At 39.2% G+C, this 14806-nt stretch carries 15 protein-coding genes and 1 tRNA gene; 15 read left to right on the forward strand and 1 reads right to left on the reverse strand.

Annotated elements, in window-relative coordinates; translation table 11 throughout:
* Window positions 1-54: 54 nt before the first annotated feature.
* Window positions 55-1371 (reverse strand): FAD-containing oxidoreductase, encoded by a 1317-nt coding sequence (locus tag ADM33_RS02900; RefSeq protein ID WP_049503099.1) that lies wholly within the window; start codon window positions 1369-1371, stop codon window positions 55-57.
* Between the two features lie 338 nt (window positions 1372-1709).
* Here ADM33_RS02900 and ADM33_RS02905 point away from each other — a divergent pair, with 338 nt between their 5' ends.
* From ADM33_RS02905 to ADM33_RS02975, 15 genes are all read left to right on the forward strand, one after another.
* Entirely contained in the window at window positions 1710-3287 is a 1578-nt protein-coding gene (locus ADM33_RS02905; RefSeq protein WP_049503100.1) for a DEAD/DEAH box helicase, read from the forward strand.
* A gap of 273 nt (window positions 3288-3560) precedes the next feature.
* Window positions 3561-4349: a GTP-sensing pleiotropic transcriptional regulator CodY gene (gene codY / locus ADM33_RS02910; RefSeq protein WP_049503101.1), complete on the forward strand. Its 789-nt coding sequence runs from the start codon at window positions 3561-3563 to the stop codon at window positions 4347-4349.
* On the forward strand, window positions 4349-4924 hold the full coding sequence (locus ADM33_RS02915) for a cysteine hydrolase family protein (RefSeq protein ID WP_045763841.1): 576 nt from the start codon (window positions 4349-4351) through the stop codon (window positions 4922-4924). Before codY ends, ADM33_RS02915 begins: the two co-directional genes overlap by 1 nt.
* 81 nt (window positions 4925-5005) lie before the next feature.
* A tRNA-Leu gene (locus ADM33_RS02920) sits at window positions 5006-5091 on the forward strand.
* A gap of 133 nt (window positions 5092-5224) precedes the next feature.
* Window positions 5225-6502, forward strand: a complete 1278-nt coding sequence (locus ADM33_RS02925; RefSeq protein WP_049503102.1) for an ABC transporter permease — start codon at window positions 5225-5227, stop codon at window positions 6500-6502.
* Window positions 6503-6515: 13 nt separating this feature from the next.
* A complete protein-coding gene (gene vex2, locus ADM33_RS02930; RefSeq protein ID WP_049503103.1) occupies window positions 6516-7163 on the forward strand; it encodes an ABC transporter ATP-binding subunit Vex2 in 648 nt (215 codons plus the stop codon).
* 47 nt (window positions 7164-7210) lie between these two features.
* On the forward strand, window positions 7211-8590 hold the full coding sequence (vex3, locus tag ADM33_RS02935) for an ABC transporter permease subunit Vex3 (protein WP_049503104.1): 1380 nt from the start codon (window positions 7211-7213) through the stop codon (window positions 8588-8590).
* A 70-nt stretch (window positions 8591-8660) separates the two neighbouring features.
* Window positions 8661-9317, forward strand: a complete 657-nt coding sequence (locus ADM33_RS02940) for a response regulator transcription factor (RefSeq protein ID WP_049503105.1) — start codon at window positions 8661-8663, stop codon at window positions 9315-9317.
* On the forward strand, window positions 9314-10636 hold the full coding sequence (gene vncS, locus ADM33_RS02945) for a sensor histidine kinase VncS (RefSeq protein WP_049503106.1): 1323 nt from the start codon (window positions 9314-9316) through the stop codon (window positions 10634-10636). Before ADM33_RS02940 ends, vncS begins: the two co-directional genes overlap by 4 nt.
* Window positions 10637-10780: 144 nt before the next feature.
* Complete coding sequence (locus ADM33_RS02950; RefSeq protein WP_001019005.1) at window positions 10781-11662, forward strand: class II fructose-bisphosphate aldolase; 882 nt, start codon at window positions 10781-10783, stop codon at window positions 11660-11662.
* Between the two features lie 127 nt (window positions 11663-11789).
* Window positions 11790-12719: an alpha/beta hydrolase gene (locus ADM33_RS02955; protein WP_049503110.1), complete on the forward strand. Its 930-nt coding sequence runs from the start codon at window positions 11790-11792 to the stop codon at window positions 12717-12719.
* Window positions 12720-12774: 55 nt separating this feature from the next.
* On the forward strand, window positions 12775-13329 hold the full coding sequence (locus tag ADM33_RS02960; RefSeq protein WP_049503107.1) for a histidine phosphatase family protein: 555 nt from the start codon (window positions 12775-12777) through the stop codon (window positions 13327-13329).
* A 67-nt stretch (window positions 13330-13396) separates the two neighbouring features.
* Complete coding sequence (locus tag ADM33_RS02965) at window positions 13397-13744, forward strand: hypothetical protein (protein ID WP_049503108.1); 348 nt, start codon at window positions 13397-13399, stop codon at window positions 13742-13744.
* 37 nt (window positions 13745-13781) lie between these two features.
* A complete protein-coding gene (locus tag ADM33_RS02970) occupies window positions 13782-14180 on the forward strand; it encodes a hypothetical protein (protein ID WP_021154464.1) in 399 nt (132 codons plus the stop codon).
* A gap of 53 nt (window positions 14181-14233) precedes the next feature.
* On the forward strand, window positions 14234-14641 hold the full coding sequence (locus ADM33_RS02975; RefSeq protein ID WP_049503109.1) for a hypothetical protein: 408 nt from the start codon (window positions 14234-14236) through the stop codon (window positions 14639-14641).
* The last annotated feature ends 165 nt before the right edge of the window (window positions 14642-14806 follow it).

The following is a 14806-nucleotide window of genomic DNA, read 5'->3' on the forward strand; positions in this document are numbered from 1 at the left end:
CTTGAGTACGGCAAGGTGAAGCTGACGTGGTTTGAATTTGATTTTCGAAGAGTATTAAATCGCAAACAAATCGTTTAGGTTCTCAGCCATAGTTGGGTGAGTAAAGATTTGTTTAGCCAAATCTGTGTATGGGATATGATGGTTCATAGCAAGAGTAATCAAATTGATAATTTCATGAGATTCTTGACCAAAGAGGGTCACACCCAAGATTTCCTTAGTTTCAGGGTTTACCACAGCTTTGAAGGCACCACGCAAATCGCCATTAACATGACCACGAGGCATGCCAGCAACTGGAAGTTCCTTGACAGCAACTGGTCCACCTGCTGCTCTGGCTTGGTCTTCAGTAAGACCAACTTGTGCCAAAGGTGGGTTGAGGAACATAGCGGTTGGAACAGCTCCACGTGTTTCAAGATTATAGCTACCATCCCCTGTCAAGTAATTAAAGACAATACGGAAATCATCTAATGAAATATAAGTGAATTGAAGACCACCATTGACATCACCTACTGCAAAGACACCTGGAACGCTTGTTTCCAAATGCTTATTAACCTGGATACCACCACGCTCAGTCAAGGCAATATCGGTGTTTTCCAAGTGAAGAGGTTCAATATTAGGCTTGCGTCCTGTCGCATAAAGGAGTGCATCAAAACGGAAGTCTCCTTTATCAGTAACAACGACAACTTCATCACCGTCATTCTTAACTTCGGAAGTTTTAACACCTTGCTCAAAGACAATGCCGTCCTCTTCCATGTATTCCTTAGCCAACTTAGCAATAGATGGCTCCACACGTGGCAAGAAGCTAGTCGCTGCATCCAAGACAGTCACTTGGCTACCCAAACGGTTATAAAGGCCAGCAAATTCAAGACCGATATTACCACCACCTAAGACACCTAAACGTTTTGGCAAGGCTTCAAGGGTTTGAATACCAGTTGAATCGTAGACATGCTCAGTTGTTGTCAACCCAGGAATCGGCAAGACATTAGACACAGCACCTGTATTGATGACAATAGTTTCAGCCGTAAGCTCTTGGCGGTCATCACCAGCCACTACTTCGATGACCTTATTTGACACGAAATGTGCCTCTGCATCAATGACATCAACGCCATTGTCTGCCAACATTTTATAATTCTTAGCGTTAAGACGACCAGTCACCGCACCACGCTCTTTCATGGTATCGTCAAATGACCAGCCCTTTTCAGCTGCTACAATCATAGTCTTGGTTGGGATACAAGCAAAATTAATGCAAATACCACCATACATCGCTTTACTGCGCTCGATGACAGCAACTTTCTTACCAGCCGCATTCATCTTAGCAGCCAAAGTCTTACCGGCTTTACCAAATCCAATTACAATTAAATCGTATGTTAACATTTTTATTCCTCCTGTTCGAATTTCATTCTAGCACAAGAAAAAAACTTTTGCACAAATCTGCTACGGAAAATAGTTTCAGGAACCGAATGCTCTAACAAATACTTTTTGAGTGAAGCAAATCGAAAGAAAATCGTTTACATGATTTAATCAGGAGGTTAGACTATCTTTTGACCCTCTCTTGTGTTATACTAGATAAGTTGCAAAAAAGCAGTACTTTTCTTTAGTGGAAAAGAAGCAACACGGTCTTTCATAAAAAATATGAAAGTACGTCATGACAAGAAAAGTATAAACTAAGCGCTATAGGATGGCTTCGCACCATCTTTAGAAAGAAGAATAACGTGAAATTTAATGAATTTAATCTTTCTGCTGATTTATTGGCAGAAATCGAAAAAGCAGGATTTGTAGAAGCAAGTCCTATCCAAGAGCAAACCATTCCTTTGGCTCTTGAAGGGAAAGATGTTATCGGTCAAGCTCAAACAGGTACAGGGAAAACTGCAGCCTTTGGCTTGCCAACCCTTGAGAAAATTCGTACAGAAGAAGGAACCATTCAAGCTTTGGTCATTGCCCCAACTCGTGAACTAGCTGTGCAAAGTCAGGAAGAACTCTTCCGCTTTGGTCGAAGCAAGGGAGTCAAAGTCCGCTCAGTATATGGTGGATCAAGCATTGAAAAACAAATTAAGGCTCTTAAATCAGGTGCGCATATCGTAGTTGGAACGCCTGGTCGTCTCCTAGACTTGATTAAACGCAAGGCCTTGAAATTGCAGGACATTGAAACTCTCATCCTTGACGAAGCAGATGAGATGCTCAACATGGGATTCCTTGAAGACATCGAAGCCATCATCTCTCGTGTCCCAGAAAATCGTCAAACCTTGCTCTTTTCAGCAACTATGCCAGATGCTATCAAACGTATTGGTGTTCAGTTCATGAAAGAACCTGAGCATGTGAAGATTGCTGCTAAAGAATTAACAACAGAACTGGTAGACCAGTACTATATCCGCGTTAAGGAACAAGAAAAATTCGACACCATGACTCGTCTTATGGATGTTGATCAACCTGAGTTGTCAATCGTCTTCGGTCGTACTAAACGTCGTGTGGATGAGTTGACTCGTGGGCTTAAAATCCGTGGTTTCCGTGCAGAAGGGATTCATGGGGATTTGGACCAAAACAAACGTCTTCGTGTCCTTCGTGATTTTAAAAATGGCAACCTTGATGTCTTAGTTGCAACAGACGTGGCTGCTCGTGGTTTGGATATTTCAGGTGTGACTCATGTCTATAACTACGATATTCCTCAAGACCCTGAGAGTTATGTTCACCGTATCGGCCGTACAGGGCGTGCAGGTAAGTCAGGTCAGTCTATTACCTTCGTTTCACCTAATGAAATGGGTTACCTCCAAATCATTGAGAACTTGACTAAGAAACGTATGAAAGGTCTCAAACCTGCAAGTGCAGAAGAAGCCTTTCAAGCTAAGAAGCAGGTTGCACTTAAGAAAATTGAACGTGATTTTGCGAATGAGGAGATTCGTAGTAACTTTGAGAAGTTTGGCAAGGATGCTCGTCAATTAGCCTCAGAATTCACTCCTGAAGAATTGGCTATGTACATTCTTAGCTTAACAGTTCAGGATCCAGATAGTCTTCCAGAAGTTGAGATTGCACGTGAAAAACCACTGCCGTTTAAACCATCAGGTAATGGCTTTGGTGGGAAAGGTAAGGGAGGTCGTCGTGGAGATGACCGTCGTGATCGTGAACGCCGTCGTGACAATCGTCGTGGTGAACGTCGGGATGATTTCAAAAAAGGCAGTCGCAAAAACGACCGCTTTGAGAAGGAAAAACGTTACCGTAAGGATAATAAAAAACCACGCAATACTTCAAGCGAGAAGAAAACTGGTTTTGTAATCCGTAACAAGGGTGATAAATAATAAAAAAAAACGGTTCACTTTGTGAATCGCTTTTTATATATAAGGAGACCGAGAGTTACGTAAAAATCAATACTAGAAGTCATATCTATATATTTGTTATCTTGTAATATTATATTATCAAAAATTTAGGAACCTGTCAACAAGAAAATTAGAAAAAACTAGTAAAAATTTTCGAACAGTCATGAATTGCAATTCAATAAACAATTTTCAGATAATTATTGAAATAATGATCAATTTATGATATAATGGAAGCGATTAAATACGAGGTGAAAAATGGCACATTTATTAGAAAAAACGAGAAAAATTACGTCTATCCTGAAGCGTGCGGAGGAGAAATTACAAGATGATCTTCCATATAATGCCATCACACGCCAATTAGCCGATATCATCGACTGCAATGCTTGTATCGTCAATAGCAAGGGGCGTTTGTTGGGCTACTTTATGCGCTATAAAACAAACACCGATCGTGTAGAGCAGTTCTTCCAAACAAAGATTTTCCCTGAGGACTATATCCAAGGGGCAAATATGATCTACGATACGGAGGCCAACCTCCCTGTGGAACATGATTTGACTATTTTCCCAACTGAAAGTCGCTCAGACTTCCCAGATGGTTTAACAACTATTGCTCCAATCCACGTTTCTGGGATTCGCTTGGGTTCTTTGATTATTTGGCGAAATGACAAGAAATTCGAAGATGAGGATTTGATCCTTGTTGAGATTGCCAGCACGGTGGTTGGTATTCAGCTTTTGAACTTCCAACGTGAAGAAGATGAGAAAAATATCCGCCGTCGCACAGCAGTGACTATGGCGGTCAATACACTATCATATTCTGAATTGCGTGCTGTCTCTGCGATTTTAGCAGAACTAGATGGCAAAGAAGGACAATTGACAGCTTCAGTTATCGCAGATCGCATCGGTATTACTCGTTCAGTGATTGTCAATGCTCTTCGGAAGCTCGAATCAGCAGGGATTATTGAAAGTCGTTCATTGGGTATGAAGGGAACTTATCTAAAAGTTTTAATCCCAGATATTTTTGAAGAAGTGAAAAAGAGGGACTATTAATGGCTAAGGCTTTAATTTCGATTGACTATACAGAAGATTTTGTAGCGGATTATGGAAAATTGACAGCTGGAGCTCCTGCTCAAGCAATATCAGAAGCGATCAATCAGGTGACTAGATTAGCATTTGACCGTGGAGATTATATTTTCTTTACCATTGATGCTCATGAGGAAAATGATGTCTTTCATCCAGAAAGTAAACTATTTCCCCCTCATAATCTGATTGGGACTAGTGGGCGTAATCTATATGGTAAGTTAGCCGAGTTCTATCAGGAATATGCTGGCGATAGTCGTGTTTTCTGGATGGACAAGCGTCACTATTCGGCTTTTTCTGGCACAGATTTGGATATCCGTCTGAGAGAGCGTCGCGTGGATACAGTTATCTTAACAGGTGTTCTTACAGATATTTGTGTCTTGCATACGGCTATCGATGCCTATAATCTTGGGTATCAGATAGAAGTTGTCAAGCCGGCAGTCGCATCCATTTGGCCTGAAAACCACCAGTTTGCTCTTGGACATTTTAAGAATACATTAGGAGCGAAACTTCTTGATGAAAATCTAGTTGAAATCAAAGAATAATGTATTCAAAAAAACTGAAAAAAATCTGAAAAAAGTGTTGACAAAGTTTGTGAAAGTTGATATACTAGTAAAGTAATCGACGCGGGGATGGCGGAATTGGCAGACGCGCAGGACTAAGGATCCTGTGACCGCTTTAGGTCGTGAGGGTTCAAGTCCCTCTCTCCGCATAGGAAAAGAGTTAGCTTCGGCTAGCTCTTTATTTTTATATAAACAAGGGCAAAGATTTTGCTCTTTTTTTGTGATTTCATAAACATTTCATATTTGGATATTATAATAGTCTTACAAATATGGAGGTGCTATATGAATCCCACTCAAAGAGCTTGGGCTTACGTCAGCAGAAAACGACTGAGAAGTCTCATATTATTCCTGATTCTATTTGTCTTATTGGCTGGAATATCAGCTTGTTTGACGCTCATGAAGTCCAACAAAACAGTAGAAAATAATCTCTATCGCTCATTGAATACGTCTTTTTCTATTAAAAGAATAGAAGCAGATCAGACCTTTCAACTGTCTCAACTAGATGACCTTAAAAAGATAAAGGGTCTTGAGGAGATTTCTCCAGAGCTTGAAACAATAGCTAAGTTGACTGACAAAGAAGTCGTCACTGGAGAGCAAAGTATCCAAAGGGATGATTTGACAGAGGCTGAAAAAAATCTTATCAGTTTGATTGCATTAGGAGACTCTTCCAAGGATGTTTCTTTTACAAGTTCCGCCTTTACCCTTAAAGAAGGAAGACATATCGAAAAAGGGGATCGTAAAAAAATCTTAGTCCACGAAGATTTAGCCAAGAAAAATAATCTAAAGCTAGGAGATAAGATTAGCTTAAATCCTGCTCAAGTTGAAGGAAATAGTGGACAAAATCAAGACTATGAAATCGTGGGTATTTTCTCAGGTAAGAAGCAAGAGAAATTCACTGGTCTTTCGTCAGATTTTAGTGAAAACACGGTCTATACAGACTACGAAAGTAGCCAAACTCTTCTTGGAAATAAGGAAGCTCAAGTTACTGCCGCTCGTTTCTATCTAGAAAATCCAAAAGATATGGATAGTATCATTCAAGAGGTTGAAAAGTTATCCCTGGAAAACCAAGGTTATCAAGTTGAAAAGGAAAATAAGGCCTTTGAACAAATCAAGGATTCGGTTTCGACCTTCCAAACCTTCCTACAGATTTTCCTCTATGGCATGATGATCGCTGGTGTAGGAGCGCTGGTCTTGGTATTGTCCCTTTGGTTACGAGAGCGAGTCTACGAGGTTGGTATTTTATTGGCACTAGGTAAGGGAAAAGGAGCAATCTTTAGCCAATTCTGCCTGGAAGTCATCATAGTTTCATTGGCATCTATTCTGCCTGCATTTGTGGCTGGGAATGCCATTACTTCCTATCTCTTGAAGACTGTACTAGCAAGTGGTGACCAAGTTGCACTACAAGATACTCTGGCAAAAGCAACGAATCTTTCAACAAGTCTTCTATCATTTGGAGAATCTTATATCTTCCTACTTATAATCAGCTGCTTGTCAGTTGCACTTTGTTTCCTATTTTTATTTAGAAAATCACCGAAAGAAATTTTATCATCCATCAGTTAATAAAGGAGAAATCATGACTTTACTACAATTACAAGATCTTACTTATCGTTACAAGAACACTGCAGAAGCAGTATTATATAAAATCAATTACGATTTTGAACCTGGCAAGTTTTATAGTATTATAGGAGAATCAGGAGCTGGGAAGTCAACACTCTTATCTCTATTAGCAGGACTTGATAGCCCAGTCGAAGGTGCTATCCTATTCGAAGGCAAGGATATTCGTGAACAAGGTTATTCTTATCATCGCATGCACCATATCTCTTTGGTTTTCCAAAACTATAACTTGATTGATTATCTTTCTCCATTGGAAAATATCCGCTTGGTTAATAAAAAAGCTAGCAAGGATACTCTTCTTGAACTTGGTTTAGATGAAAGTCAAATCAAGAGGAATGTTCTCCAATTATCAGGTGGACAACAACAACGTGTTGCCATTGCTCGTAGCCTTGTATCGGAAGCACCAGTGATTTTAGCGGATGAACCAACAGGAAACTTGGATCCTAAGACTGCTGGAGATATTATTGACCTGCTCAAATCTCTTGCTGAGAAAACAGGCAAGTGTGTAATCGTTGTGACCCACAGCAAGGAAGTAGCACAAGCATCAGATATTACACTGGAATTGAAGAATAAGAAATTGACTGAAACAAGAACAAACAGTAACTAAAACTTTTAAACATATTAAAAACGGAAGTAAATCTAGAAAGGAATCTTATGTTACACAACGCATTTGCCTATGTCACAAGAAAATTTTTTAAGTCTATTGTGATCTTTCTTATCATTCTCTTGATGGCTAGTTTGAGTTTGGTCGGCTTGTCTATCAAGGGAGCGACAGCCAAGGCTTCTCAAGAAACCTTTAAAAATATCACCAATAGTTTCTCCATGCAAATCAATCGTAGAGTCAATCAAGGAACTCCACGTGGTGCTGGGAATATCAAGGGTGAAGATATCAAAAAAATTACTGAGAATAAGGCCATTGAATCCTATATTAAACGGATCAATGCTATCGGTGATTTGACAGGTTATGAACTGATTGAAACGCCTGAAACCAAGAAAAATCTAACGGCAGATCGAGCTCAACGTTTTGGTAGTAGTTTGATGATAACAGGTGTCAATGACTCTTCTAAGGAAGATAAATTTGTATCAGGCTCTTACAAACTGGTCGAAGGTGAGCATTTAACCAATGACGACAAGTACCAGATTCTCATGCATAAAGATTTGGCAGAAAAGCATGGATGGAAGGTAGGAGATAAGGTTAAACTCAACTCCAATATCTACGATGCCGATAATGAGAAAGGAGCTAAGGAAACAGTAGAAGTCACTATCAAAGGACTTTTTGATGGACACAACAAATCTGCTGTGACCTACTCACAAGAACTGTATGAGAATACAGCTATCACAGATATTCACACAGCAGCCCAACTCTATGGTTATACAGAAGATACAGCTATTTATGGAGATGCTACCTTCTTTGTAGCTGGGGATAAGAACCTAGATAGTGTCATGCAAGAATTAGGATCTATCAACGGCATCAACTGGAAGATGTATAGCTTGATTAAGAGTTCATCTAACTATCCTGCCCTTGAACAATCTATCTCAGGCATGTACAAGATGGCTAATCTTCTCTTCTGGGGTAGCTTGAGCTTCTCTGTTCTTCTACTGGCTCTCTTATTGACACTATGGATTAACGCCCGTCGTAAAGAGGTTGGAATTCTCCTTTCAATTGGTCTAAAACAAGCAAGTATTCTAGGACAATTTATCACAGAAGCGGTTATGATTGCTATTCCAGCACTAATTTCAGCTTACTTCCTAGCCAACTATACTGCTCGAGCAATTGGGAATACAGTTCTAGCCAATGTCACATCAGATGTGGCCAAGCAGGCAAGTAAGGCAGCCCAAGCTTCCAATCTTGGTGGTGGTGCAGAAGTTGACGGCTTTAGCAAAACACTTTCTAGTCTCGATATTTCCATTCAACCATCAGACTTTGCTATCGTTTTTGTACTTGGATTAGTTCTAGTGGTACTAGTTATGGCACTTGCTTCCAGCAATCTCCTCTTTAAACAACCAAAAGAACTTTTGATAGATAGTGAATAAAAAACCTGCTACCTATTCTCACTCAAATGAGATATAATATAGGTAGCATTTTTGATAGAAAAGGATTTATATGAAAATTCTAATTGTAGAAGATGAAGACATGATTCGTGAGGGAATTAGTGACTATTTGACGGATTGTGGCTATGAAACCATTCAGGCAGCAGATGGCCTTGAGGCCTTAGAACAATTTTTTCATCACCAAGTTGCCCTGGTTCTCTTAGATATTCAAATGCCGAAACTCAATGGTTTAGAAGTATTGTCAGAAATCCGTAAGACTAGCCAAGTTCCGGTCTTGATGTTGACAGCTTTTCAGGACGAAGAATATAAGATGAGTGCCTTTGCTGCATTAGCTGATGGTTATTTGGAAAAGCCTTTTTCTCTATCTTTGTTAAAAGTACGAGTGGATGCTATTTTCAAGCGTTATTATGATGCAAGTCGTAGCTTTACCTATAAGGATACCAAGGTCGATTTTGACAGTTATAGAGCTAGTGTAGCGGGGAAAGATGTTCCTGTGAATGCAAAAGAACTGGAAATCTTAGATTATCTGGTCAAAAATGAAGGTAAAGCATTAACTCGAGCGCAAATCATCGACGCTGTATGGAAATTGACAGATGAGGTACCTTTTGACCGTGTTATCGATGTCTATATCAAGGAATTACGAAAAAAATTGGATCTAGATTGTATTCTTACCGTGCGCAATGTTGGTTATAAATTGGAGAGAAAATGAGACGTTCAGGTTTATTTAAAAAGATATTTATTTATACCTTTTCGGTATTTTCTACCTTGGTCATTTGTTTGCATTTGGCCATTTATTTCCTCTTTCCTTCAACCTATCTCAGTCACCGTCAGGAAAGTATCGGACAGAAGGCAACAGAAATTGCTCAAACCCTCCAAGGAAAAGACAGTCAAACTATCCAGGAAGTCCTTGAACTTTATTCTCAAAGTAGTGATATAAAGGGAACCATCAAGGGTGAAATGACCCAGGATAAGTTGGAGGTCAAGGACAATCTTCCCATTGATAAAGAACGACAGACGGCTTCTTTGGTCATTGAGGAAAGAGAAGTCCAATCTAAAGATGGTCAGACCTTGACCTTACAGTTTATTGCTTCTATGGATTTGCAGAAAGAAGCAGAAGATATGAGCCTGCAATTTCTGCCCTACACACTATTAGCTTCCTTTCTGATTTCACTCCTGATTGCTTATATCTATGCGAGAACAATCGTAGCTCCGATATTGGAAATCAAACGAGTAACTCGACGGATGATGGACTTGGATGCTCAAGTACGGTTGCGCGTGGATTCCAAGGATGAGATTGGGGATCTCAAGGAACAAATCAATAGCCTCTATCAGCATCTTTTGACGGTTATTGAGGACTTACATGAGAAAAACGAGGCCATACTCCAGTTAGAAAAGATGAAGGTGGAGTTTTTACGAGGAGCTTCCCATGAACTGAAAACACCTCTAGCTAGTCTAAAAATCCTTCTGGAAAATATGCAAGCCAATATTGGACGCTACAAAGACCGTGACTATTACCTGGGAGTTTCTTTGGGTATCGTAGATGATTTGAATCATCATGTTCAGCAAATCCTATCCCTTTCTTCAGTGCAGGAATTGCGAGATAAGAAGGAAGAAATCAACCTTCTGGAGATGACAAATCTCCTATTGCAGGACTATGACTTATTAGCCAAAGAGAGAGAAATCACTGTAGACAATCAACTGACTAACCAACAAACTTATCTAAATTCTTCTGTACTCAAGCTGATTCTTTCAAATCTTATCAGTAATGCGGTGAAGCATTCTATCCAAGGTGGCTATCTCAAAATCGGTGATAAGGATGGCTGGATATTTATTGAGAATAGTTGTACACTTGAGGAACAAGATAAATTTGAACAATCCTTTACGGCTTCTAGTCGACAAAGTAAGGGAGCTGGATTGGGACTCTTCGTAGTCAAAAGTTTATTAGAAAATGAAGAAATCGACTATCGTTTCGAAAGATATAACGACCACTTGCTATTTTACATGAACCTGCCTCAGAACAAGGATTAGACCAAGTGGGAAAAGGTTTACATATCTAAAAATAGAAGAAATTCAATCGAAACTACGGGAAAAACTAGCTTTTTTTGCTAAAAAGTGATAAAATGAACAATGTAAATGGGATGTCCCATAAAAATATACAGGAGGCCTGATAAAATGGCAATCGTTTCAGCAGAAAAATTTGTCCAAGCAGCTCGTGACAACGGTTATGCAGTTGGTGGATTTAACACAAACAACCTTGAGTGGACTCAAGCTATCTTGCGCGCAGCAGAAGCTAAAAAAGCTCCAGTTTTGATCCAAACTTCAATGGGTGCTGCTAAATACATGGGTGGTTACAAAGTTGCTCGCAACTTGATCGCTAACCTTGTTGAATCAATGGGTATCACTGTACCAGTAGCTATCCACCTTGACCACGGTCACTACGAAGATGCACTTGAGTGTATTCAAGTTGGTTATACTTCAGTTATGTTTGACGGTTCACACCTTCCAGTTGAAGAAAACCTTGAAAAAGCTCGTAAAGTTGTAGAATTTGCTCACGCAAATGGTGTATCAGTAGAAGCTGAAGTTGGAACTATCGGTGGTGAAGAAGACGGAATCATCGGTGATGGTGAATTGGCTCCAATTGAAGACGCTAAAGCAATGGTTGCAACTGGTATCGACTTCTTGGCAGCTGGTATCGGTAACATCCACGGTCCTTACCCAGCAAACTGGAAAGGTCTTCACCTTGACCACTTGCAAAAATTGACTGAAGCTGTACCAGGATTCCCAATCGTATTGCACGGTGGATCAGGTATTCCTGATGACCAAATCCAAGCAGCTATCAAACTTGGTGTTGCTAAAGTTAACGTTAACACTGAATGCCAAATCGCATTCGCTAACGCAACTCGTAAATTTGCTCGTGACTACGAAGCAAACGAAGCAGAATACGACAAGAAAAAACTCTTCGACCCACGTAAATTCTTGGCTGACGGTGTAAAAGCTATCCAAGCATCAGTTGAAGAACGTATCGACGTATTCGGTTCAGAAGGTAAAGCTTAATCTAGCTGAACTATACTGAAAGAACCTGCCCATTGGGTGGGTTTTTTGTGTTGGATTTATAGAGGTTATAGACTAGAAGAACCATCCTAAAGTTGCTAAAAGAGTCTAATTTTTGTACAATAATGCTATGAAAATACTAAAGAAACCTGCCCTTGTCTTTCTTAGTTTCCTTGTCTTCTTTTTAGTAGCTACATTTTTCTATCACAGAATCAGTTTACAAAAGGAAAATGAATTCTTAACACCTATCGGTCAAAAAGTCGAAGTAAATGGTCATCAAATGAATGTTTACGTTCAAGGTGAAGGATCTGAGACGATAGTATTTCTTTCAGGTGCAGGTATTGCTTCACCTATATTAGACTTTAAGAATCTAACAGATTCCCTATCAAAAAAATATAAAATTGTCGTAGTCGAGAGAGCTGGCTATGGTTATAGTGAGGATAGTAATCAATCCAGAGATGTGATGCAGGTTCTTTCTGAAACTCGTCAAGCCTTGTCACAGGCTAATCTTTCAGGTCCATTTATCATCATATCACATTCAATGGCTAGTCTAGAGAGTCTAGCTTGGCAAGAGAAGTATCCAGATGAAGTGAAAGCCTTGATTGGTCTGGATTGGGCACTGCCGTCAAGTTATGAGGATTTAAAGATCAATCAAGCCTTGCTTACCGTGGCCTATTGGAGCAGCAAGATTGGTTTATTACGCTATTTCCCTGAGGCCTTTTATATAAAAAATCAAACTCTGACAGAAAGTGAACGACAACAATATAAACTTTTAGCTTATAAGCAGTTGATGTCAAATGCCATGCTTCATGAATCCCAAACGGTAAAGGAAAATGCCAAGAAAGTTCCCTCTAGCATTAATCCGAAAATTCCAGCCTTACTCCTGGTGTCTAACGGTGAAGGCACTAGTTTTAGCCAATCAGAATGGCAGCATTATGCAGAGACATTTGCTAGTGAACAGTCTAATGTTCAAGTCATCTATATGGATGCACCACATGACCTCTATCATTATCAAAATAATGAACTTGTTTCTCGAATTGAAGAATTTTTAACAGATTAACTGTGATTTAGAAAGTTATTTTGAACTGATGCCAATAATTGAGAGGTGACATTTTATGAAGAACACTTATATTGTACTTAGACATGCTCATTCAAGATTCTCGAGTGATGATTTTAATAGAACATTGTCGGAAAAAGGATTTTCTTCTCTTGAACAGTTGGAGTTTTTAAATGCTTGTAAAATAGATTACTTTATTTCAAGCCCTTATAAGCGAGCTTTTGAGACAGTAAATAGTTCTCCCGTTCAATTTGATAAGATAGTACTTGATAATCGTTTACGTGAAAGAACATTATCCTCAAGATTTATTGAAGATACTGAGTTTGAAAAAACAATTCAATATTTATGGCAAAATCCAGATAAATCTCTTATTGGAGGCGAGTCTAATAGAGAAGCATTGAAGAGAATATTAGATTTGTTAGAGGACTTGGAAGAAAGATATTCAGAAAAAACGATTTTACTTAGTTCACACGGGAATCTGATAGGAATACTACTACATCACTTTGATTCCAGTTTTGATTATGAAAAATGGGAGCAGATGACCTTTCCAGATTGTTTTCTAATTGATAGAAATGGGATTGTGAAAAGAATGATGCCAGATACTTTTAGATAATCATTTAGCTCAATCTATGTGATTTTTATTTTCTGTTATTGTAAATAGAATAGAAGGGACAATAGCCATGATATTCGATCAGTCCTTGCAAGCCTACCTACATGAAGTAGATGATGTTCTTGTAGCTTGGGAAGAAAAACCAAGTGGAAATTATGAGGTGGAAGCTCAGTTGCTTGCAGCTAATTACCATAAAAATAGATCTCGTATTCTTGCATTTATACTGCCTCATTTACAAGAATTTTATGGGTATTTGACAGATGAAGAAGCTACTGAAAAATTGGGTAAACCCATCATCGAGCCAGAAAGACAAACCGTTACTTTCTGCGATCAAACTTTTGATGATATTCATATCTTTTCTTTTGACTATCAGGGTCAGGCATTTGAGAGTCTGGAGAATTTTGCCATTGATGGTTAAGGTCTGTTTTCAGTTTTAAAAAGAAGGAGAGAGACTGATGAGTACTGCTGATTTTGTCTTTATTGAGAGTAAAGACCCCATATTCCTAGATTTACAAGCCTTTTGTACTGCTTTGAGAGAAAAATTCCCAGGTATTTTGATCAGAGAAAGGACGAATCCTGAAAAAGCTTACTCGCTTTCTTGGGATTATCAAAGTCCTCAGCTTACTTTGGAAAGTTCACTGAGTAGCAAGAAAAATGTTTTTGTGATTGATTACTTTGATTCAACGAACAGGTTACAAGATTATGCCTCCTATATCATCTGGCTTCGGAAATGGTTTCCGCCTGAAGAGAAAGTTTCCTTTTGTGATGAAGGTTATGAGTATGTGTTTGAACTTCCTAGTGATTTATCCCAAAAGGAGTTGGAAAACTACTTACGAACAAGGTTTGATGAGTGAAGAAGAAGTTCAAAAACGAATAATGATATGGAAAAGTTGAAAAGGAGAATCAGATGCTTACTAAAGATGATATGTTAGTTGCTTTGCATGATGCAATTACTGAAGACCAAGAATTTGAGTTGGCAGACGAGATTGTAGATGCCATGGAGGCTTACCCTCAACCCTTTGATTTGGTTGACCCCGTCTTAGACTTTATTTCCAAGCATCCAGAAGTAGATTTTGGAGCTCCAGGTGAGTTGGTTCACTTTGTGGAGAGATTTTATCATCAAGGCTATGAGGAATTATTGATGGAGTCAGTTCTAAAAAGTCCAACTGTGCATAACATCTGGATGCTTCATCGATGCTATAATGACACTGATCCAAATCTAGTCCGGAAGATTCAGACTTTAGTTGGAGAACTGAAGAAGGATAAGACTCTTGATTCACAAGTAAGAAGCATGATTGAAGACTTAACTTGGTAGAGGAGAGGCTGGGACAAAAGTCCTAGCCTCTCAATTGTCTTTGGATTTTCGAGCAAGACGCAGTGGTTGAGTGGGCTCTACTACGCTGATTTCATCAGCTTTTATAGCCCTACTCAACTGTGCGGAGGTGGGACGACGAAATCGAATTCTAACGAATTACCGATT

The organism is Streptococcus oralis (assembly GCF_001075875.1).
GTDB classification, from domain to species: domain Bacteria; phylum Bacillota; class Bacilli; order Lactobacillales; family Streptococcaceae; genus Streptococcus; species Streptococcus oralis_I.

Excerpts from the sequence above, each read along its gene's own strand:
- ADM33_RS02970 (WP_021154464.1), top strand. The coding sequence starts at position 13,782 with ATGAGTACTGCTGATTTTGTCTTTATTGAGAGTAAAGACCCCATATTC.
- ADM33_RS02975 (WP_049503109.1), top strand. The coding sequence starts at position 14,234 with ATGCTTACTAAAGATGATATGTTAGTTGCTTTGCATGATGCAATTACT.
- ADM33_RS02965 (WP_049503108.1), top strand. The coding sequence starts at position 13,397 with ATGATATTCGATCAGTCCTTGCAAGCCTACCTACATGAAGTAGATGAT.
- ADM33_RS02915 (WP_045763841.1), top strand. The coding sequence starts at position 4,349 with ATGGCTAAGGCTTTAATTTCGATTGACTATACAGAAGATTTTGTAGCG.
- vex2 (WP_049503103.1), top strand. The coding sequence starts at position 6,516 with ATGACTTTACTACAATTACAAGATCTTACTTATCGTTACAAGAACACT.
- vncS (WP_049503106.1), top strand. The coding sequence starts at position 9,314 with ATGAGACGTTCAGGTTTATTTAAAAAGATATTTATTTATACCTTTTCG.
- ADM33_RS02950 (WP_001019005.1), top strand. The coding sequence starts at position 10,781 with ATGGCAATCGTTTCAGCAGAAAAATTTGTCCAAGCAGCTCGTGACAAC.
- ADM33_RS02960 (WP_049503107.1), top strand. The coding sequence starts at position 12,775 with ATGAAGAACACTTATATTGTACTTAGACATGCTCATTCAAGATTCTCG.
- codY (WP_049503101.1), top strand. The coding sequence starts at position 3,561 with ATGGCACATTTATTAGAAAAAACGAGAAAAATTACGTCTATCCTGAAG.
- ADM33_RS02940 (WP_049503105.1), top strand. The coding sequence starts at position 8,661 with ATGAAAATTCTAATTGTAGAAGATGAAGACATGATTCGTGAGGGAATT.
- ADM33_RS02955 (WP_049503110.1), top strand. The coding sequence starts at position 11,790 with ATGAAAATACTAAAGAAACCTGCCCTTGTCTTTCTTAGTTTCCTTGTC.
- ADM33_RS02900 (WP_049503099.1), bottom strand. The coding sequence starts at position 1,371 with ATGTTAACATACGATTTAATTGTAATTGGATTTGGTAAAGCCGGTAAG.
- vex3 (WP_049503104.1), top strand. The coding sequence starts at position 7,211 with ATGTTACACAACGCATTTGCCTATGTCACAAGAAAATTTTTTAAGTCT.
- ADM33_RS02925 (WP_049503102.1), top strand. The coding sequence starts at position 5,225 with ATGAATCCCACTCAAAGAGCTTGGGCTTACGTCAGCAGAAAACGACTG.